At 48.7% G+C, this 18,067-nt stretch carries 21 protein-coding genes; all 21 read left to right on the top strand.

Features of this window, described 5'->3' with window-relative positions; translation table 11 throughout:
* Positions 1-200 precede the first annotated feature (200 nt).
* The 21 genes from VN447_RS14955 (at position 201) to atpD (ending at position 18,067) form a co-directional block, all read left to right on the top strand.
* Positions 201-1,247 (top strand): L-threonylcarbamoyladenylate synthase, encoded by a 1,047-nt coding sequence (locus tag VN447_RS14955; RefSeq protein WP_325526146.1) that lies wholly within the window; start codon positions 201-203, stop codon positions 1,245-1,247.
* A gap of 125 nt (positions 1,248-1,372) precedes the next feature.
* Complete coding sequence (locus tag VN447_RS14950) at positions 1,373-1,963, top strand: manganese efflux pump MntP family protein (protein WP_325526148.1); 591 nt, start codon at positions 1,373-1,375, stop codon at positions 1,961-1,963.
* 62 nt (positions 1,964-2,025) lie between these two features.
* Positions 2,026-2,490, top strand: a complete 465-nt coding sequence (locus tag VN447_RS14945) for a low molecular weight protein arginine phosphatase (protein ID WP_325526145.1) — start codon at positions 2,026-2,028, stop codon at positions 2,488-2,490.
* A gap of 58 nt (positions 2,491-2,548) precedes the next feature.
* On the top strand, positions 2,549-2,989 hold the full coding sequence (rpiB, locus tag VN447_RS14940; RefSeq protein ID WP_325526144.1) for a ribose 5-phosphate isomerase B: 441 nt from the start codon (positions 2,549-2,551) through the stop codon (positions 2,987-2,989).
* Positions 2,950-3,573, top strand: coding sequence for a TIGR01440 family protein (locus VN447_RS14935; RefSeq protein WP_325526143.1), 624 nt, complete (start codon positions 2,950-2,952; stop codon positions 3,571-3,573). The genes rpiB and VN447_RS14935 overlap by 40 nt, the downstream gene beginning before the upstream one ends.
* A 37-nt stretch (positions 3,574-3,610) precedes the next feature.
* On the top strand, positions 3,611-4,846 hold the full coding sequence (gene glyA / locus VN447_RS14930; protein ID WP_325526142.1) for a serine hydroxymethyltransferase: 1,236 nt from the start codon (positions 3,611-3,613) through the stop codon (positions 4,844-4,846).
* A 176-nt stretch (positions 4,847-5,022) separates the two neighbouring features.
* Positions 5,023-5,649, top strand: coding sequence for a uracil phosphoribosyltransferase (gene upp / locus VN447_RS14925; protein WP_325526141.1), 627 nt, complete (start codon positions 5,023-5,025; stop codon positions 5,647-5,649).
* A 68-nt stretch (positions 5,650-5,717) separates the two neighbouring features.
* A complete protein-coding gene (locus VN447_RS14920; protein ID WP_325526140.1) occupies positions 5,718-6,179 on the top strand; it encodes a cytidine/deoxycytidylate deaminase family protein in 462 nt (153 codons plus the stop codon).
* A 61-nt stretch (positions 6,180-6,240) separates the two neighbouring features.
* A complete protein-coding gene (locus VN447_RS14915; RefSeq protein WP_325526139.1) occupies positions 6,241-7,641 on the top strand; it encodes an anion permease in 1,401 nt (466 codons plus the stop codon).
* 111 nt (positions 7,642-7,752) lie between these two features.
* On the top strand, positions 7,753-8,424 hold the full coding sequence (locus VN447_RS14910; RefSeq protein WP_325526138.1) for a nucleotide pyrophosphohydrolase: 672 nt from the start codon (positions 7,753-7,755) through the stop codon (positions 8,422-8,424).
* A gap of 172 nt (positions 8,425-8,596) precedes the next feature.
* Positions 8,597-9,646, top strand: coding sequence for an MraY family glycosyltransferase (locus VN447_RS14905; protein WP_325526137.1), 1,050 nt, complete (start codon positions 8,597-8,599; stop codon positions 9,644-9,646).
* A 124-nt stretch (positions 9,647-9,770) separates the two neighbouring features.
* On the top strand, positions 9,771-10,931 hold the full coding sequence (wecB, locus tag VN447_RS14900; protein WP_325526136.1) for a non-hydrolyzing UDP-N-acetylglucosamine 2-epimerase: 1,161 nt from the start codon (positions 9,771-9,773) through the stop codon (positions 10,929-10,931).
* Between the two features lie 199 nt (positions 10,932-11,130).
* A complete protein-coding gene (locus VN447_RS14895; RefSeq protein WP_325526135.1) occupies positions 11,131-11,337 on the top strand; it encodes an AtpZ/AtpI family protein in 207 nt (68 codons plus the stop codon).
* A 49-nt stretch (positions 11,338-11,386) separates the two neighbouring features.
* Positions 11,387-11,818, top strand: coding sequence for an ATP synthase subunit I (locus VN447_RS14890; protein ID WP_325526134.1), 432 nt, complete (start codon positions 11,387-11,389; stop codon positions 11,816-11,818).
* A 10-nt stretch (positions 11,819-11,828) separates the two neighbouring features.
* Positions 11,829-12,512: a F0F1 ATP synthase subunit A gene (atpB, locus tag VN447_RS14885; protein ID WP_325526133.1), complete on the top strand. Its 684-nt coding sequence runs from the start codon at positions 11,829-11,831 to the stop codon at positions 12,510-12,512.
* Between the two features lie 56 nt (positions 12,513-12,568).
* Positions 12,569-12,820 carry a F0F1 ATP synthase subunit C gene (gene atpE / locus VN447_RS14880; RefSeq protein WP_325526132.1) on the top strand — a complete coding sequence of 84 codons (252 nt, stop codon included), beginning with the start codon at positions 12,569-12,571 and terminating at the stop codon, positions 12,818-12,820.
* A 215-nt stretch (positions 12,821-13,035) separates the two neighbouring features.
* Positions 13,036-13,539 (top strand): F0F1 ATP synthase subunit B, encoded by a 504-nt coding sequence (gene atpF / locus VN447_RS14875; protein WP_325526131.1) that lies wholly within the window; start codon positions 13,036-13,038, stop codon positions 13,537-13,539.
* Positions 13,533-14,087, top strand: a complete 555-nt coding sequence (locus tag VN447_RS14870) for a F0F1 ATP synthase subunit delta (RefSeq protein WP_325526130.1) — start codon at positions 13,533-13,535, stop codon at positions 14,085-14,087. The genes atpF and VN447_RS14870 overlap by 7 nt, the downstream gene beginning before the upstream one ends.
* A 156-nt stretch (positions 14,088-14,243) precedes the next feature.
* Complete coding sequence (atpA, locus tag VN447_RS14865; RefSeq protein ID WP_325526129.1) at positions 14,244-15,767, top strand: F0F1 ATP synthase subunit alpha; 1,524 nt, start codon at positions 14,244-14,246, stop codon at positions 15,765-15,767.
* Positions 15,768-15,773: 6 nt separating this feature from the next.
* Complete coding sequence (gene atpG / locus VN447_RS14860; RefSeq protein WP_325526128.1) at positions 15,774-16,625, top strand: ATP synthase F1 subunit gamma; 852 nt, start codon at positions 15,774-15,776, stop codon at positions 16,623-16,625.
* A gap of 32 nt (positions 16,626-16,657) precedes the next feature.
* A complete protein-coding gene (atpD, locus tag VN447_RS14855) occupies positions 16,658-18,067 on the top strand; it encodes a F0F1 ATP synthase subunit beta (RefSeq protein WP_325526127.1) in 1,410 nt (469 codons plus the stop codon).

Here is an 18,067-nt window from a genome sequence, read left to right as displayed (position 1 = left end):
GATCGCGGCACTGGTATCCTTTTATTTGCGTACTTGTACTCGATTTTGCCCACAACCGACTTTTTGCCCCAAACGGCTCTGCACCGGGATGGTATTACTGCTTAAAACATGGCATTCTTCAGTGGTTTCGAACCGTCCCCTAGAGTCAGACTCAAGGGGACGGTTCTGTTGAGTCGTAATCATGTATGGAGATGATTTATTTGCGCACTACATATTATAAGGTTGATCCGGTTAATCCTGACAGGGGTGTACTGACTGAGGCAGCTAAGCTGCTGCGTCAGGGCGGGCTTGTAGCGTTTCCGACTGAGACAGTGTACGGCCTGGGTGCTAACGGCCTTGATAGTAAAGCTGTGGGCGGGATATTTAGGGCTAAGGGACGGCCGTCTGACAATCCGCTTATTTTACATATTGATACCCCTGATAAGTTGAGTAAACTGGCGGCAACTGTCCCGGCAAGTGCTCAGGCGCTTATCGATAAGTACTGGCCAGGGCCCCTTACGGTGGTAGTAAAGCGCCTGCCTCATGTGCCGGATGCGGTAACCGGCGGTCTTGATACCGTGGCTGTACGTCTGCCTGACTCACTGATTGCCAGAGAGCTTATCCGGTTAGCCGGTATACCGGTGGCTGCACCCAGCGCCAACACTTCTGGCCGGCCAAGTCCGACGACAGCTCAGGATGTAGCGCGTGATCTTGATGGCAAGATTGACGCCATTATCGACGCCGGGCCGTGTGCGATCGGAGTGGAGTCAACTGTTGTGGACTGTACCACGCCAGTACCGACACTGCTTCGGCCTGGCGGCATAACATATGAAATGCTGATTGCGGTGTTGGGAGAAATCGAGGTTGACCCGTCATTGGCCGGTTCCACTGCAGTCCCTAGGTCGCCAGGTATGAAATATACCCATTACGCACCGGCGGCGCCTATGTTTTTGGTAGAAGCCGGACAGGAAAGCCTTTCTTTCCTTTTACGCCGTGAAATTAACCAAGCGTTAGCGGCAGGAAAAACAGTGGGCGCGGTAGTATCTGCCGAGGTAGCCAATGAGTTGCCGCAACAGGTAATAACGGCTGTTTATGGACCTCGTGCCCATACCGGCGTTATCGCCGCTAACCTATATACAGCGCTTAGAAGTTTTGACAATAAGGCGGTTGATGTGATTTACGCCGAGGGGATTGCTGAACAAGGACTCGGTTTAGCAGTAATGAACCGGCTGCGTAAAGCTTCAGGGTACCGCATTATCTGCGAATAGTACAAGGCATGCTTACATATTGACCTCTGCTGACACATATATATTACCAGACCGTTGATAAGGCTTCATTTATGTTGATAAGGCTTTTAAAAACGGTCTTAGGTAAAGGGGTGGAAATTGTGAGCATGTTTGAATTGTTCGTCTTAAGCGCAGCCCTCGGCACTGATCTATTTTCAGTGGCCGTGCCTATTGGCATGAACAAAGTGCGGCGGCTTGTTATCATCCAGTCAGCTATTGTATTTGCCTTATTCCACATTATTATGATTCTGGCCGGGTACCATATTGGTCACTGGTTGGGTACAGTCGTTGAACACGTCGGCGCCTATCATATTGACTGGCCGGTAGCCAGTGTACAAAACTTTGCTACAATTATTGGAGCGCTGGTATTAACCGGACTAGGCGCAAACATGATTAAGGAAAACATCAGTGGACAGGAAGACACTTCGCCCGGCAACCCTTTGCGCGGTGGGGCACTCATCATGCTGGCGGCAAGTGTCAGCATTGACGCTCTGGCGGCCGGTTTCAGCCTGGGAATGATTGATGTTGATTTGTTCCGGTTGAGCATCATCCTGGGTGCTGTTATCTTTATTATTGCTTTGTTGGGGTTGGGGCTTGGCCGCAAGCTGGGCCGGTTTATGGGCGAACGGGCTGAACTGATCGGCGGCATCGTTTTGGTCCTACTGGGAATACACATTTTATGGACGACAATTTATTAGCCAAAGGTTTAGCGGGTATGAGATATTTTCTCCGGACATAAAATATGAGGGGTTGACCTTGGATGTTCAAGATTCTGCTTGTATGCACAGGGAATACGTGCCGCAGCCCCATGGCTGCCGCGCTTCTTACTGATATGGTGGCTAAAGCCGGGATGTCCGGCAAAATAATGGTTGAGTCGGCAGGGATTGCCGCAGGGCGTCAGCCAGCTTCGGCTGGGGCTCAGTCTGTTATGCGTCAGGCCGGGTTATATTTGGACAAGCATTGTTCACAACAGCTTGCGCCTGCCCAGCTTGAGTCTGTCGACTTGGTACTGACCATGACTGTATCGCACAAACGCGCAGTTGCCAGTATGTCACCACGCTCGGCGGACAAAATATATACGCTGGCTGAAATGGCCGGACAAGCAGGTGACATATCTGATCCGTTTGGCGGCAATGAGGCACAGTACCGTAACTGTGCCTGGCAGATCCGGCAATTGCTTATGGCGGCGTGGGAAAAAATTGTCAGTTTGGCAGGAAAAAAGTAATTAACGTTGAAAAGGTGAAAAAAGACACGCAAATATATGACATAGGAAGTGTTACTACATGAAGATAGCCATTGGCAGCGACCACGGCGGTTTTCGCCTCAAAGAAGAGATTAAGGCACTGTTAACTGAACTTAAAGTAGATAGTCATGATTTTGGTACATATACTACGGACTCGGTTGACTACCCCGATATTTCCCGTCAAGTAGCCGAGTCAGTAGCGGGTGGCGAATATGAGAGGGGTATTATTGTTTGCGGTACAGGGATTGGCGTAAGCATTGCCGCTAACAAGATAAAAGGGATCAGAGCCGCGCTCTGCCATGATGTTTTTTCGGCGCAGATGTCGCGCGAACATAATGATGCCAACATTCTAACACTGGGTGAACGTGTAATTGGCTCTGGTTTGGCTCGAATGATTGTTGAGGTATGGCTCAAGACAAAATTTGCCGGGGGGCGCCACGCATGCCGGGTAGACAAGATTATGGAACTGGAGAAAGTGTAGATAAGAGCTCAAATGGAGTGGATGAACTCATGGACACAGACTTGGCAACCATTGGCCGGCAGACGATGCAGGCGGCTGAAGAGTTGATAAAGATGGCCCAGCTAAAGCCAGGGCAAATCCTGGTTGTAGGGTGCAGTACCAGTGAAGTGCAGGGCGCCCGTATCGGTTCCTATGGCTCAGATGTAGTGGCTGCTCGAATTTTATCCAGTCTTATAAAAGTTTGTTCCTGGTATCAGGTATCTTTGGCTATACAGTGTTGTGAGCACCTCAACCGGGCGCTTGTTGTCGAGCAGGCTGTAGCTGATCAATACAAGCTTGAAGAGGTCACAGTCATTCCGGTTGTGAAGGCCGGTGGGGCCCTGGCTGCAGGAGCTATGCGCGAATTCGCTAATCCGACGGTGGTTGAAGCGATTACGGCTCATGCCGGCCTTGATATTGGCAGTACGCTCATTGGTATGCACATAAAAAAAGTCGCTATTCCGGTGCGTCTGACGCAAAAATATATCGGACAGGCTTATGTTACGGCCGCGCGCACCAGGCCTAAATTGATCGGCGGGGCACGCGCCGTCTATGAGATGTGTTAAACACTACAGTTCTACTTATTTAGAGGAGGAAATACATATGACAATACTTGCAGGAGTAGACCCGGAAGTAGCACGGGCTATTGACCTTGAACGTAAACGCCAGCAAAACAAGCTAGAGCTTATTGCATCCGAAAACTTTGTCAGTAAAGCTGTAATGGAAGCCCAAGGATCTGTACTTACAAATAAGTATGCTGAAGGTTACCCCGGGCACCGTTATTACGGCGGCTGTGAGTATGTAGACATTGTCGAGCAACTGGCCATTGACCGGGCCAAAGAGCTGTTTGGCGCTGAACATGCCAATGTTCAGGCTCATTCGGGGGCTCAGGCTAATACTGCTGTATACTTTGCGTTTTTGCGGCCCGGCGATACTATCTTAGGTATGAACCTGGCACACGGCGGTCATCTGACCCATGGTAGTCCGGTTAATATCTCCGGGCAATATTTCAATATCGTTGCCTACGGTGTCGATAAGGTTACCCATCGCATTGACTATGATCAGGTTGCCGAGCTAGCCATGACGCACAAGCCAAAAATGTTGGTGGCCGGAGCCAGCGCTTATTCCCGGGTAATTGATTTTGAACGGCTGGGCCAAATCGCCCGCGACGCCGGTGCTATGTTTATGGTTGATATGGCCCATATTGCCGGTTTGGTGGCAGCAGGTTTCCATCCCAGTCCTGTGCCTCATGCCGACATTGTTACTACAACGACTCATAAGACACTCCGCGGCCCGCGTGGCGGCATGATCCTGTGCCGTGCCCAGTATGCTAAAGCCATTGATAAAGCCATATTCCCTGGGATCCAGGGTGGCCCGTTAATGCATGTTATTGCCGCTAAGGCTGTGTCTTTCAGAGAAGCGCTCAGCGAAGAATTCCGCCTTTATCAAGGCCAGATCATCAAAAATGCGCAGGCCTTGGCTGAACGGCTTAAACAAAACGGCTTTACTCTGGTATCTGGCGGTACTGATAATCATCTGATGCTTGTTGATCTGCGCGCTCAAAATATCACTGGCAAGCAGGCTGAACATCTCTTGGATGAAGTGGGGGTTACTGTCAATAAGAACGCTATCCCGAACGACCCGGCCAGCCCACTGGTTACAAGCGGGGTCCGCGTTGGCGTTCCAGCTGTTACTTCCCGTGGAATGGTCGAGCAGGACATGGTGGTTATTGGTGATATTATTTCCATGACGCTGACCAAGCCTGAAGACAGCGAAACTCAGGATAAGGCACGTTCTATGGTGGCCGAGTTATGCCGCAAATACCCGCTATACGCTTAAACGGCCGTTGATAAACTTCGTCTAGCTTTATTGCCTGGCTTTCCCCAATCCTCAGCGTACCTTACAGGTACGCCTCCGGTTAGGGAAAGCCAGGCGCCTCGCTATACTCGTTCTGAACGGCCTAGGCTGGGTGCCCTAAGCTGTGTTCCGGATGAAAATTAAGGAGAGATGATTACATGCAAGTAAAAATAATTGACCATCCCCTGATTCAACACAAACTATCGCTGATTCGCGATGTCAAAACAGGGACCAAAGAATTCCGTGAGCTATTAGAAGAAGTGTCAATGCTTATGGCTTTCGAACTGACCCGGAATATGCCGCTGGAGGAGACACAGGTCGAAACTCCGCTGACTACCTGTACCTGCAAGATGCTGTCAGGCAAGAAAATTGGTGTGGTACCTATTCTGCGTGCCGGATTGGGAATGGTAAACGGTATTGTGAAGCTCATTCCTGCAGCCAAGGTGGGTCATATTGGCGTATATCGCGACCATGAAACCTTGAAGCCTGTAGAATATTATTGTAAGCTGCCCACCGATGTGGCCGAACGTGAGCTCATTGTCATTGACCCCATGCTGGCAACAGGTGGTTCGTCGGTGGCTGCTATTGATATGCTGAAAGCCAAGGGCGCTAAACACATTAAACTGATGTGTCTGGTAGCTGCGCCTGAAGGCGTTAAGTTGGTTAACGACCACCACCCTGATGTTGAAGTATATGTTGCGGCCGTTGACAGTCATCTCAATGAACACGGTTACATTGTGCCTGGCTTAGGTGATGCCGGTGACCGCATTTTTGGAACAAAGTAATCAGGCATTTTGTACCTGGGCCATGAATACACTGTTAATACACCGTTTGGCCAAGGGGGTAGAAGAACATGAGTGATAAGACAGAGCTTGTCCGTCCCACCTGGGATGAGTATTTTATGGATATAACCAAGGTGGTTGCTACCAGGTCAACCTGTCTGCGCCGCCAGATTGGCGCTGTTATTGTTAAAGACCAGCGACTGCTATCCAGTGGTTATAACGGCGCGCCCTGTGGCTTGGCTCATTGTGGGGAAACGGGCTGCGTTCGCGCTGCCAATCAGGTTCCGTCAGGTGAACGCCAGGAGCTTTGCCGGGGTCTTCATGCCGAGCAAAGCGCTGTCGTCCAGGCCGCCATGTATGGTGTTCCCATTCATGGTGCAACCATTTATTCCACCCACCAGCCGTGCTCAGCTTGTACCAAGATTATCTTAAACGCCGGTATTAAACGGGTCGTTTATCAGTACAGCTATCCTGACAAACTGGCTGAACAGCTGATTGCTGAAGCTGGGATAGAATATGTTTGTTTTGGTTAAATAAAACCACCGCTGCCTAACACTAACGTGGGCAGCTTTTTCTTTAGAAAGGAGTATTACGATGAACACCCCCTCTCGAGCCGCTATTGTGGTTGCTGTAGGTGTAGGAATTTGGCTGGTGCCGGTGCCAACAGGCCTTAAACCGGCTGCGTGGAACCTGTTTGCCGTATTTGTGTCCACCATACTGGGGTTCATTCTGCAGCCCTTACCCATTGGTGCACTTGCTTTTCTCAGTATTACTTTTACAGCATTGACCGGAATATTAAAACCGGCTGAAGCCTTGTCCGGGTTTGCCAATACGACTATTTGGCTGATTGTCTCAGCTTTTCTGTTTGCAAAAGGCTTTATCAAGACAGGTCTTGGGCGTCGGATTGCTTATGGGCTGATGAAGCGCATCGGCGGCAGTTCGCTTAAGCTTGGGTACACGCTGGCACTGAGTGACCTAATTATTAGCCCGTTCACGCCATCCAATACTGCCCGGGCCGGTGGCATTCTCTTTCCTATAGTCCGCAGTCTGTGTACTGCATTTCACTCTGAGCCTGGAGCTACTTCGCGTAAGGTAGGGGCGTATCTTATGCAGACCGTATACCAGGCCAATACTATTACTTCCGCGATGTTTCTAACTTCGATGGCCGGCAACCCGCTGGTAGCTGAACTGGCCTCGAAAACCCTTCATATTAAAATTTCCTGGGGACTTTGGGCCATGGCCGCTAGCGTGCCTGGATTGGTTTCTCTTTTAGTTGTACCGTATTTTCTCTATAAATTCTATCCGCCGGAGATTACCAGGACGCCAGAAGCCAAAACGCTGGCATCAACCGAGCTAGATAAAATGGGTCCCATGAGCCGGGGAGAAAAAATTGTGATTCTGGTATTTATCGGCGCACTTGCCTTATGGACTACTTCCCAATTTACCAGGCTGGATGCAACTCTGGTCGCTATGCTGGCTGTATCGGCTATGCTGATAGCCAATGTCATTAACTGGCAAGATGTACTTGAGGAAAAGGGCGCTTGGGACACACTGGTCTGGATGGGCAGCCTTGTAACCTTAGCTGATTACCTCACAAAACTTGGTTTTATTCCCTGGTTTTCCAAAACAGTCAGCGCAGCTATTGGCGGCGTACCCTGGATTCAGGCTTTCCTGGCACTTATTATTATTTATATGTACGCGCATTATAGTTTTGCCAGCTTGACTGCTCATATTACCGCTATGTATGCCGCCTTTGCCTCGGTAGCTGTAGCAGCAGGCGCGCCTGTATATGTAGTTGCCTTAGCGCTGGGCTTTATATCCAACCTGTGTATGTCGCTCACCCACTACGCCGCTGGACCAGCACCTATTTACTTTGGGGCTGGCTATGTTGATCAGGCAACCTGGTGGAAGCTGGGTTTTATGGTCTCAGTGATTAATATGGTTATATGGGTGGGTCTAGGCTCCTTCTGGTGGAAACTTCTTGGACTTTGGTAAGAGCAAGGAGGATTTTACCGGATCTTGGCGAACTTAAACTCATAATCTTAGGCTGGTTTGTATCCGACTTTTTTGGGATGCATAAACCAGCCTTTCTATAGGAGAATGTGCATGGTAGAAGCCATTTATTTGCCGAAACTTGAATCTCTGACGCCAACACTTGATTCAACTCTCTTAAAGGCCATGGAAGAGGCCGGAGAACTCGCCCGTGCTGTGCTCAAATTTATGCCCTGGGAAAAGCTGAGTCCAGCAGAATTGAGTGTGCAGCCTGAAGCAGTGGTCCTGCTCACTGATGTTAAGGAAGAGCTTTTAGATGTCGCCCAGACCTGTGTGACAATGATTTTTGTTATGGAAGACTCGTTCGGCATTGATGCCGATAGCCTGATTGGTGAACATCTGGTGAAACTGTTTGAAAAAGGATATGTGTATGATGACAGCCAGAGCTACCGCATAACTACAATAAAAAACCTCCATGGCGGCAACTACAAGTATATAAGCCTGCCTCATCTCAATATTGCCGATGTCACTCTGCTGACGACTGTGTGCAAGATTCAGGAAGAGCTCGGTGAATTGACCCAATTTCTTGGTAAGCATGCTGGCGCGTCAGGGGAACAAGCCCGTCTTAACACTAACGATGTTAACCGCGGCGCTGCCCTGGAACTCTTAGATGTTGCCCAATGCTGTTTTACAATGATGTATATCCTGGCTGAGCGGCATGCTGTAAGCATACCGGCACTTGTCGCGGCACATGTGGACAAGCTGCGCCGTAAGGGCTATTGTTAAGCAAAACGGTATAAGAACGAGATAAACTGAGGTATACTGAATATATCTGGTGCATATAGTTATTGGTAATCAAAATAAAAACGATACAGACGATTTGGCGACTAAGCGCAGATTGACAACTTTTACACACATGAGGTACAATGGGTGTTGCGTAGAAAAGAGGTGTTATCATATGCAAACATATGTAGTGGCTTTTACTGTTGCTCTGGCAGCAGCGTACTTTATCACCCCCCGTGTTAAGGAATTAGCCATTAAGGCAGGCGCGCTTGATGCTCCTGACGCTCGAAAAGTTCATACCATTCCAATCCCCCGTATGGGTGGACTGGCGATATATTTTGGTTTTGTGTTGGCCGTGCTATCCAGCATGCGCATCAGCCATGAAATTTTGGGCCTGCTATTAGGCGGCACTGTTATTTTGGCAGTTGGCATTATTGACGACTTAAAGCAGTTACCTGCAAAAGTTAAACTATTAGGTCAGATTGTGGCTGCCGCTGTACTCATTATGTTTGATATTCGCATCGAATGGCTGACAAACCCGTTTGGTGATATGATCTATGTTAACTATTTATCCATTCCGCTTACTATTATGTGGGTGGTCAGCCTGACTAACACTGTCAATCTGATTGACGGTCTCGACGGACTGGCAGCAGGGGTATCGACAATCGCGTCAGTTACCATTCTCTTAGTGGCGCTGGAACAGAATTTTTGGACAGTAGCGATTTTGACTGCAGCGTTGGCCGGCAGTGCGCTTGGCTTTTTGCAGCATAACTTTAACCCGGCTAAAATTTTTATGGGTGATACCGGCAGTATGTTCTTAGGCTATATGCTTGCCGCTGTCTCGATACTGGGAACAGTAAAAAGCGCAGCTACCATAGCGCTTGTTGTGCCAATCGTAGCACTAGGCCTGCCTATTATGGATACCGCGTTTGCCATTATCCGCCGTTACATGAGCGGACGGCCTATTTTCAAACCAGACAAAGGTCACTTACACCATCGCCTGTTAGCGATGGGCTTAAGCCAAAAGCAGGCAGTGCTGCTGATGTATGTAATAAGCGGCTGTTTGGGTGTAAGCGCCATTGCTCTGACCGAAGTAAGCAAAGTGTATGCCGCGTTGATCTTGCTTTCAATCATTACAGCCGCTATTTTGGGGGCCAAAAAGATTGGTGTACTAAAAAACAATGACGGTGTTCTTAAAAGCAGCGATTCAGTGAAAAGCCATTAGGCTTGAGTCGCGTTCATAGCGCAATTTCACAAGGTTATATAAGGGCGGGCAATTTTTGCCCGCCCTGTGCTATATGCGTCAAAAGTGAAATTTCCCACTTGATGCCAACGAAAGGAGAATCTTTATGTCCCGCATTAAAGTGATGACTGTCTTCGGTACCCGGCCTGAGGCGATAAAAATGGCGCCTGTTGTGCTGGAATTAGCCAAACACCCCGAGTATATAACACCGGTGGTGGCAGTAACTGCCCAGCACCGTGAGATGCTTGACCAAGTACTTAACTTGTTTAAGATTACGCCAGATTACGATCTTGATATTATGAGTCAGGGTCAAACCCTATTTGATATTACCTGCCGTGCCATGCAGGGGCTTAATCAGGTTCTTGTTAAAGAGAAACCTGACATTGTGCTTGTTCACGGCGATACGACTACTACTTTTGCCGGAGCGATGGCGGCCTTCTATCACCAGATAACAGTCGGCCATGTTGAGGCTGGTCTTCGTACAGGCAATAAGCATTCCCCCTTTCCTGAGGAAATGAACCGTAAACTGACAGGCTCACTGAGCGATATTCATTTTGCGCCAACAGGTACTGCCAAGCAAAACCTGTTACAGGAAAATGTGAGTAATGAGACGATCTCTGTCACCGGTAACACGGTCATCGACGCCCTAATGGCCACTGTTGATCCTGGATACCATTTTACTGATCACCTGCTCCAGAGCATTGATTACGTCAACCGCAAGGTCATTCTGGTTACAACCCACCGCCGGGAAAACTTAGGAGAGCCAATGCGCCATGTTTATCAGGCTCTCAAAGATATTGTTACTGCTTATTCTGACGTGGAAATTGTTTTTCCGGTACATAAAAATCCCCTGGTCGGGCAGGTTGTTCAAGAGGAACTGGGCGAGCTTGAGCGTGTTCACCTGATTGATCCGCTAGACTATCAGCCGTTTGCCAATCTTATTGCCAGATCTTATCTGGTGCTTACTGACTCAGGCGGTATTCAAGAAGAAGCGCCAGCCCTCGGCAAGCCGGTATTGGTATTGAGAGATACCACTGAACGCCCTGAAGCGGTGTCCGCAGGTACTGTTAAACTTATTGGTACAGACCGGGATCGCGTATATGCCGAAACCAAAGCGTTACTTACAAATGACAGGGAGTATCAGCAAATGGCCAACGCTGTTAATCCTTATGGCGACGGCCAGGCCTCCAGCCGGATTGTCAAAGCCATTTTGCACAAATACGGTTTAGTTAGCAGGCCTGACGAATTTTCAACTGGAAATATATAGGGATAAAGTTTACAGTTGTGCTATTTTTGTTAAATCTTTATTGTTTTCTGTAATTTCAAGCAGGAGTTTCGTCTATTGATAGAGAATAGGCAATAGTCGATATCGGCTTTTTTTTGGTATTCCTTTACCGGAAAATAATAGCTCCTGGTTTTGAGGGTTATAATAGCTAAGGATGGCTAGCTTGTAACGAGGTGAAGATATGCCTGGCAAAAATAATGGGCTATGGTCAGCCTTTAGCCTAGCCGGATCTATCGGGCTCAATATGGCGGCTTCCGTGGCTGTTGGACTGTTTTTAGGCCGGTGGGCTGACAGTTTTTTTAGCTCGTCTCCCTGGTTTACTGTAGCAGGTATTGTGTTTGGTATGGCGGCAGGGTTATGGGGGACCTATAAAAAGATTGTTAAGTAAGACTGTACGTAAGCAGAATGGCCATTTATAACCAGTCTAGGAGGACAAGTTGTTCAAAGCAGGTTTTGCTGATAACTTCGCCGTTCAGATGCGGCGAACACTTGCGCATTTGGCAGTTTGGGGTTTGTTCATAACCTTTGGCGCTTTAGTGTCAGGCAAAGTATTCATTATACCCGGTCTATTAACAGGCTGGTTGGGAAGTGTAATATACTTTCTTCTGATGTGCCGCCGGGTAAAAAAAAGTGCAGAACTGCCGCATGCTCAAGCGATCGCCTCCATGCGCGCCGGCTGGCTCATCCGGTTCAGTTTTGCAATTTCTATGCTTGTCTTGTCAGTTCATGTGCCATGGATTGATTTTTGGGCGGCAGTAGTGGGATTATTCTCACTTCACATAGTATTAATGGTTAATGCCGTAATTACCGTGATTTCCGGACTTATAGCAAATGTAGGCAAGTCCAATCTTAAATCAGGAAGGGAGTGAAAGCGAAAGTATGGGACATGGTGGAGGAGGCCATGAGATTGGCGGACATAAGTTGGCGCATTTTGCCGGACTTACCTTTAATCTCGACACCTTATACATGACATGGCTGGCCATGGGCATTGTCATAATCCTGGCAGTGATTGCTACCCGCCGGTTGGAGATTGTTCCTCGGGGCTGGCAGAATTTCCTGGAGATGATTGTTACCGCCCTGCTAGAACAGATTGACAACACCATGGGGCCAAAGGGGAGAAAACTAGCACCACTTATTATTACCCTGTTTTTGTTCTTGGTTGTTGCCAATGAACAGGGTCTGGTGCCGGGATTTACCTCGCCAACCAATGACATTAACACTACACTGGGTTTAGCGTTAATGGTTGTTATCCTTGTACATATTCTTGGTATCATGAATCGGGGTCCAGGTAGGTATTTCAAACATTTTTTTGAACCCTACATCCCCTTTGTCATTATCAACATTATCGAAGAACTCGCCAAGCCGATTACCTTATCCTTCCGTTTATTTGGTAATATTCTGGCCGGTGAGATTCTGCTCATTATCCTGGGCATGCTGGTGCCGTATGTTGCACCGACGGCGTGGTTGGCCTTCAGCGTGTTTGTTGGCGTTGTTCAGGCATTTATTTTTACCATGCTGTCTATGTCGTATCTGTCTAACTCATTGCAAGATGAGCACCACTAATTTTTTGCTCAATCTGAATGCTTATAATTGAACAATAGAAAAAGGAGGAGTTTTTTGTGGAACAAGCTATTATTATTGCAGCCTCTGCTATTGGAGCGGGTTTGGCTATCGGACTCGCCGCCATTGGCGCCGGTATCGGTGACGGTGCGGTTACCGCCAAGGCAATTGAGGGTATGGCAAGACAACCGGAAGCAAAAGGAACTATTCTTGTAAACATGCTGATTTCAGTAGGTTTGATCGAGTCTATTCCTATTATCGCAGCGGTTATTGCTATCGTGCTGGTATTTGCCAATCCGTTTATCCGATGACTAAGTCGCTCTAAGACTCCCGCTTCTTTAAGCGGGAGTTAAGAGCGACTAAGTCCCTGGATAAGGTCGACTAAACTTCAGATGGGGTTAAAACCCCACCTGAAGCTAAGTCTCACTTTATTAAGTAATCGAAGCGTTATCGGGCGACTGGCAGAAGCACATGCAGTTTTCTGCCAGCGCTCCCCTTATACGCCGGAAAGAGGAGGGGCCCTCAATTGGTTGACTTGAATGCGACGCTTATAGCGCAAATTATAAATTTTCTTATACTTGTTGCTATCTTAACTAAAGTGGCATACAAACCGCTAATGCAGGCGCTGGCTGACCGGCAGGCCAAAATTGCTGACAGTCTGGAAACGGCTGAACAGGAGAAGCAAGCTGCTGAAAAACTAAGGCAGGAATATCTTGCTCAACTGGCTGAAGCTCGTACCCAGGCACAAGCTATTGTTGAAAAGGCCGCCAAGCTGGCTGAACAGACCAAGGAAGAAATGTTGAAAGAAGCCCGCGAAGAAAGCGCACGGCTTTTAAAAGCCACGCAGGAAGAAATTGCCCGCGAACGTGATCTCGCCATCGCCCAACTCAAAGGTGAGGTTGTGACGCTAGCCGTTGCCGCTGCTTCGAAGATTATTACCCAGAACATGGACGAAACCGCCAACGCCAAGATTGTTGACGATTTTATCAATAACTTGGATGGCAAGAAAATAGGTGGTCTGCCATGCTAACAAATCAGTTGGCAACCAAATATGCACAGGCCATATATGAAATTGCCAGCGAAAAAGCTATGCTGGACAACGTGGAGAAACAGCTTAAGCTAGTTGAAGCCACTATTGCCGGACATGCTGATTTGGCTACCCTTATGTATCATCCGCTTGTACCGGCTCCAGCTAAAAAAGAAACAATCGGCCGGGTTTTTGCCGGAGATTTGGATGGTTTTGTCCAGAACTTTTTGCTGCTCTTGATTGATAAACGCCGCGAGCCGGCGCTGCCAGCCATTATTCGCGAGTACATACGTCTGGCCAATGAAGCCAGAAACATTGCCGAGGCCGAAGTCTATACCGCCAAAGAACTCAGCGCAGAGCAGCTTGCTGCGCTTGCGGCAAAACTAAGCCAGGTTACAGGCAAAAATATTGTACTCAAGACAACCATAGACCAAGAACTGCTCGGCGGTGTAGTTGTTAAAATCGGCGATAAACTGATTGACGGCAGCGTAGCCCGTCAGCTTAAGGCGCTTAAAGCAGCGCTTTTGGCGAATCAAGCCACTGCCGTATAGCCGAGGACTTTATCCGATGACCAAGTCGTTCTAGGATTTCCCTTCTTATGGGAGTCAAGACCGACTAAGTCCCTGGATAAGGTCGACTAGAGTTCAGATGGGTTACGATCCGTCTGAAGCTGAGTCTACTTTATGATTGGGGTGAGATCTTAACTTATGAAAATGAGGCCAGAAGAAATAACGGCGATTATCAAACAACAGATTGAGCATTATCAAGTAGACCTCAATGTTGACGATGTCGGCACCGTTATCGAAGTAGGCGATGGTATCGCCCGGATCCACGGTTTGGAAAAGGCCATGGCCGGCGAATTATTAGAATTTCCGCATGAAGTATTTGGTATGGTCTTAAACCTGGAAGAAGATAATGTCGGAGCCGTATTATTGGGCGGCGAGGTTGCCATCAAGGAAGGCGACACTGTTCGCCGTACTGGACGCATCATGCAGGTTCCTGTAGGTGAAGCCATGGTTGGCCGTGTTGTTAACGCGATTGGTCAGCCCATTGACGGCAAAGGCCCAATTAATACCACCGAGTTCCGCCCGGTTGAATATCGTGCACCTGGCATTGCTGACAGACAGTCAGTTAAAGAGCCGCTGCAAACAGGTATTAAAGCAATTGACTCCATGGTACCTATCGGACGCGGCCAGCGCGAACTGATCATCGGTGACCGTGGTACCGGTAAGACAGCGATTGCTGTTGATACCATTATTAACCAAAAAGGTCAGGGCGTAGTTTGTATTTATGTCGCCATCGGCCAAAAAGCATCCACAGTAGCCCGGGTCGTTAAGACTCTGGAAGAAGCTGGCGCTATGGAATACACCATTGTTGTCGCCGCTACCGCTTCTGACAGCGCTCCGCTGCAATACCTGGCGCCCTACGCCGGTGTTACCATGGGCGAATACTTTATGTATAAAGGCGGCGCCGTGCTGTGCGTGTATGACGATTTGTCCAAGCATGCCGTGGCGTATCGCGCTATGTCGCTGCTGCTTCGCCGTCCTCCCGGACGTGAGGCTTACCCAGGCGACGTATTTTACTTACACTCCCGTCTGTTAGAACGGGCAGCTAAGCTGTCTAGTGAACTTGGTGGTGGTTCAATCACGGCGCTGCCGGTTATTGAAACACTGGCTGGTGACGTATCGGCCTACATACCGACCAACGTAATTTCTATTACTGATGGTCAGATATTCCTGGAAGGCGAGTTGTTCTATTCAGGTATCCGTCCGGCTATTAATGCTGGTCTGTCAGTATCCCGCGTAGGTGGTTCGGCCCAGATTAAAGCTATGAAACAGGTTGCCGGACGCTTGCGTCTGGACTTAGCACAATATCGCGAACTGGCAGCGTTTGCCCAGTTCGGTTCTGACCTTGATAAAGCCACAAAAGCTCAGCTTGACCGTGGTCAGCGCATGATGGAAATCTTGAAGCAGCCGCAATATGTCCCTATGCCTGTAGAAGAACAGGTTATGGTTATCTATAGCGGTATTAATGGTTATCTTGATGATGTGCCGATTGAGGATGTAACCAAGTTTGAGCAGGACTTCCTCAAGTTCATGCGCAGTAATTACGCTGAAGTGGCTAAAACCATCAGAGAAAAGAAAGTTCTTGACGCTGAAACCGAGGCGGCCATTAAAAAAGCTGTTAAAGAATTTAAAGACACTTTTGTCAAAGTCGAAGCGGCGAGGTGATAATATATGGCTAGCGCCAGAGATATCCGCCGCCGTATTAAAAGTGTAAAAAATATTCAACAGATAACCAAAGCTATGAAGATGGTCGCTGCAGCCCGGCTGCGCCGGGCCCAGGAACGAGCCATTGCCAGCAAGCCTTATACCGATAAGATTAAGGAAGTACTGACTAGTGTAGCGGCCAATGCCCGTGATGCTTCCCATCCACTGCTTGAAGTGCGGGAAGGTAAACAGATTGGCTATCTAGTATTAAGTGCTGACAAAGGGTTAGCCGGGGCCTACTCGTCCAACCTCATTAAAGAGGTTTTGCCGCAGGTACGCGGTAAAGACAACGCCAAGCTGGTAACGGTGGGCCGCAAAGCCCGGGATTACTTTAAACGGCGTGGTTATAACATTGATGGCGAGTTTACCGGTTTTTCGGAAAAACCGTCCTATCCCGATGCTGTGATGCTGGCTCAGCTTATGGCTGAAAAGTTTGCAACAGGTGAGTATGACGAAATTTATCTGACATATACCCATTTTTATTCGCCTATTAATCAGAAGCCAACAACGATCAAATTGTTGCCGGTAGCCGGAATCGGCGAAGGGGCGGAAGCACCCCAGACCGAGTACATTTTTGAACCGTCAGCCGGTGAAGTTCTTAGCCTGCTTTTACCGCGCTATCTGGAAACAGTTATTTACGGTGCACTTTTACAATCAGCGGCTAGTGAGCTGGGTGCCCGGATGACTGCTATGGGTTCGGCTACTGATAATGCGCAAGAACTTATTTCCAAACTGACGCTAAACTACAACAAGGTTCGCCAGGCCACCATTACCCGGGAAATTTCCGAGATTGTCGGTGGCGCTGAGGCGCTTAAGTAGAAGGTCGAAGAAGTTAAGGAGGGGAAACCCTAGTGAATATCGGTAGAATTATACAAGTTATCGGTCCTGTTATTGACGCTGAGTTTCCCCCGGAAAAACTGCCTGCCATATATAATGCTGTCACAATTGACGAAGTAGTCGGTGATGTGCAGGTTAAGCTGACTGCAGAAGTTATGCAGCACCTGGGCGATAATACCGTCCGTTGTGTAGCGATGTCTTCTACGGACGGCCTGACTCGCGGCATGAAGGCAGTGGATACCGGGGCGCCAATTAAAATTCCCGTCGGTAAGGGCACTCTAGGCCGGGTATTTAATGTACTTGGTGAAACAGTCGATAAAAACCCTGAGCAAGTGACTGCTGATGACTACTGGCCAATTCACCGGCCCGCGCCGGCGTTTGAAGACCAGGAAACCTCTACACAAATACTGGAAACAGGCATCAAGGTTGTTGACCTTATTGCCCCCTACGCCTTAGGTGGTAAAATTGGTTTGTTTGGCGGTGCAGGCGTAGGTAAAACCGTACTTATTATGGAACTTATCCGTAATATCGCCACAGAGCATGGCGGCTACTCGGTATTTGCCGGCGTAGGCGAACGTACTCGTGAAGGTAACGACCTGTGGAATGAAATGATTGAATCAGGCGTTATCGACAAGACAGCTCTTGTTTACGGTCAGATGAACGAACCGCCCGGAGCACGGATGCGCGTAGGTCTTACCGGTTTGACAATGGCTGAATATTTCCGTGATGTCGGCGGCCAGGACGTACTGCTGTTTGTTGATAATATCTTCCGTTTCATTCAGGCCGGCTCCGAAGTTTCGGCGCTGTTAGGCCGGATGCCGTCAGCGGTAGGCTATCAGCCCACATTGAGTACAGACGTAGGCGCACTTCAGGAGCGGATTACATCGACCAAAAAAGGTTCGATCACTTCGGTTCAGGCCGTATACGTGCCTGCCGATGACCTGACAGACCCGGCGCCTGCAGCTACCTTCGCCCACCTTGACGCCACCACAGTACTGTCCCGTCAAATTTCGGAACTTGGAATCTACCCGGCCGTTGACCCGCTGGATTCCACCTCACGGATTATGGACCCGCACGTGCTAGGCGAAGATCATTATCAGGTAGCACGCGGCGTACAGGAAGTGCTCCAACGCTATAAAGAACTTCAGGATATCATTGCTATCCTGGGCATGGAAGAATTGTCTGATGAAGACAGACAAACTGTAGCCCGGGCGAGAAAGATTCAAAGATTCTTGAGCCAGCCATTCTTCGTTGCTGAAGCATTTACCGGTTCACCTGGTAAGTATGTGCCGCTCAAAGAAACCATTCGCGGCTTTAAGGAAATCTTAAGCGGCAAGCATGATGAACTCCCGGAAACAGCCTTCTATATGGTAGGTACTATTGACGAGGCAGTGGAAAAGGCTCAAAGAATGAAGGGGGAATAA

The sequence above is a fragment of the Sporomusa sp. genome (assembly GCF_035561155.1).
In the GTDB taxonomy this organism is placed as follows: domain Bacteria; phylum Bacillota; class Negativicutes; order Sporomusales; family Sporomusaceae; genus Sporomusa.
Note: the sequence above shows the minus strand (reverse complement) of the source record. Positions and strands in the feature narration are given on the sequence as shown.

Coding starts and splice junctions, on each gene's coding strand:
- VN447_RS14870 (WP_325526130.1), top strand. CDS start 13,533: ATGCTAACAAATCAGTTGGCAACCAAATATGCACAGGCCATATATGAA.
- VN447_RS14910 (WP_325526138.1), top strand. CDS start 7,753: ATGGTAGAAGCCATTTATTTGCCGAAACTTGAATCTCTGACGCCAACA.
- VN447_RS14915 (WP_325526139.1), top strand. CDS start 6,241: ATGAACACCCCCTCTCGAGCCGCTATTGTGGTTGCTGTAGGTGTAGGA.
- atpG (WP_325526128.1), top strand. CDS start 15,774: ATGGCTAGCGCCAGAGATATCCGCCGCCGTATTAAAAGTGTAAAAAAT.
- atpA (WP_325526129.1), top strand. CDS start 14,244: ATGAAAATGAGGCCAGAAGAAATAACGGCGATTATCAAACAACAGATT.
- glyA (WP_325526142.1), top strand. CDS start 3,611: ATGACAATACTTGCAGGAGTAGACCCGGAAGTAGCACGGGCTATTGAC.
- upp (WP_325526141.1), top strand. CDS start 5,023: ATGCAAGTAAAAATAATTGACCATCCCCTGATTCAACACAAACTATCG.
- wecB (WP_325526136.1), top strand. CDS start 9,771: ATGTCCCGCATTAAAGTGATGACTGTCTTCGGTACCCGGCCTGAGGCG.
- VN447_RS14950 (WP_325526148.1), top strand. CDS start 1,373: ATGTTTGAATTGTTCGTCTTAAGCGCAGCCCTCGGCACTGATCTATTT.
- atpB (WP_325526133.1), top strand. CDS start 11,829: ATGGGACATGGTGGAGGAGGCCATGAGATTGGCGGACATAAGTTGGCG.
- VN447_RS14935 (WP_325526143.1), top strand. CDS start 2,950: ATGCCGGGTAGACAAGATTATGGAACTGGAGAAAGTGTAGATAAGAGC.
- VN447_RS14920 (WP_325526140.1), top strand. CDS start 5,718: ATGAGTGATAAGACAGAGCTTGTCCGTCCCACCTGGGATGAGTATTTT.
- rpiB (WP_325526144.1), top strand. CDS start 2,549: ATGAAGATAGCCATTGGCAGCGACCACGGCGGTTTTCGCCTCAAAGAA.
- VN447_RS14905 (WP_325526137.1), top strand. CDS start 8,597: ATGCAAACATATGTAGTGGCTTTTACTGTTGCTCTGGCAGCAGCGTAC.
- VN447_RS14895 (WP_325526135.1), top strand. CDS start 11,131: ATGCCTGGCAAAAATAATGGGCTATGGTCAGCCTTTAGCCTAGCCGGA.
- VN447_RS14945 (WP_325526145.1), top strand. CDS start 2,026: ATGTTCAAGATTCTGCTTGTATGCACAGGGAATACGTGCCGCAGCCCC.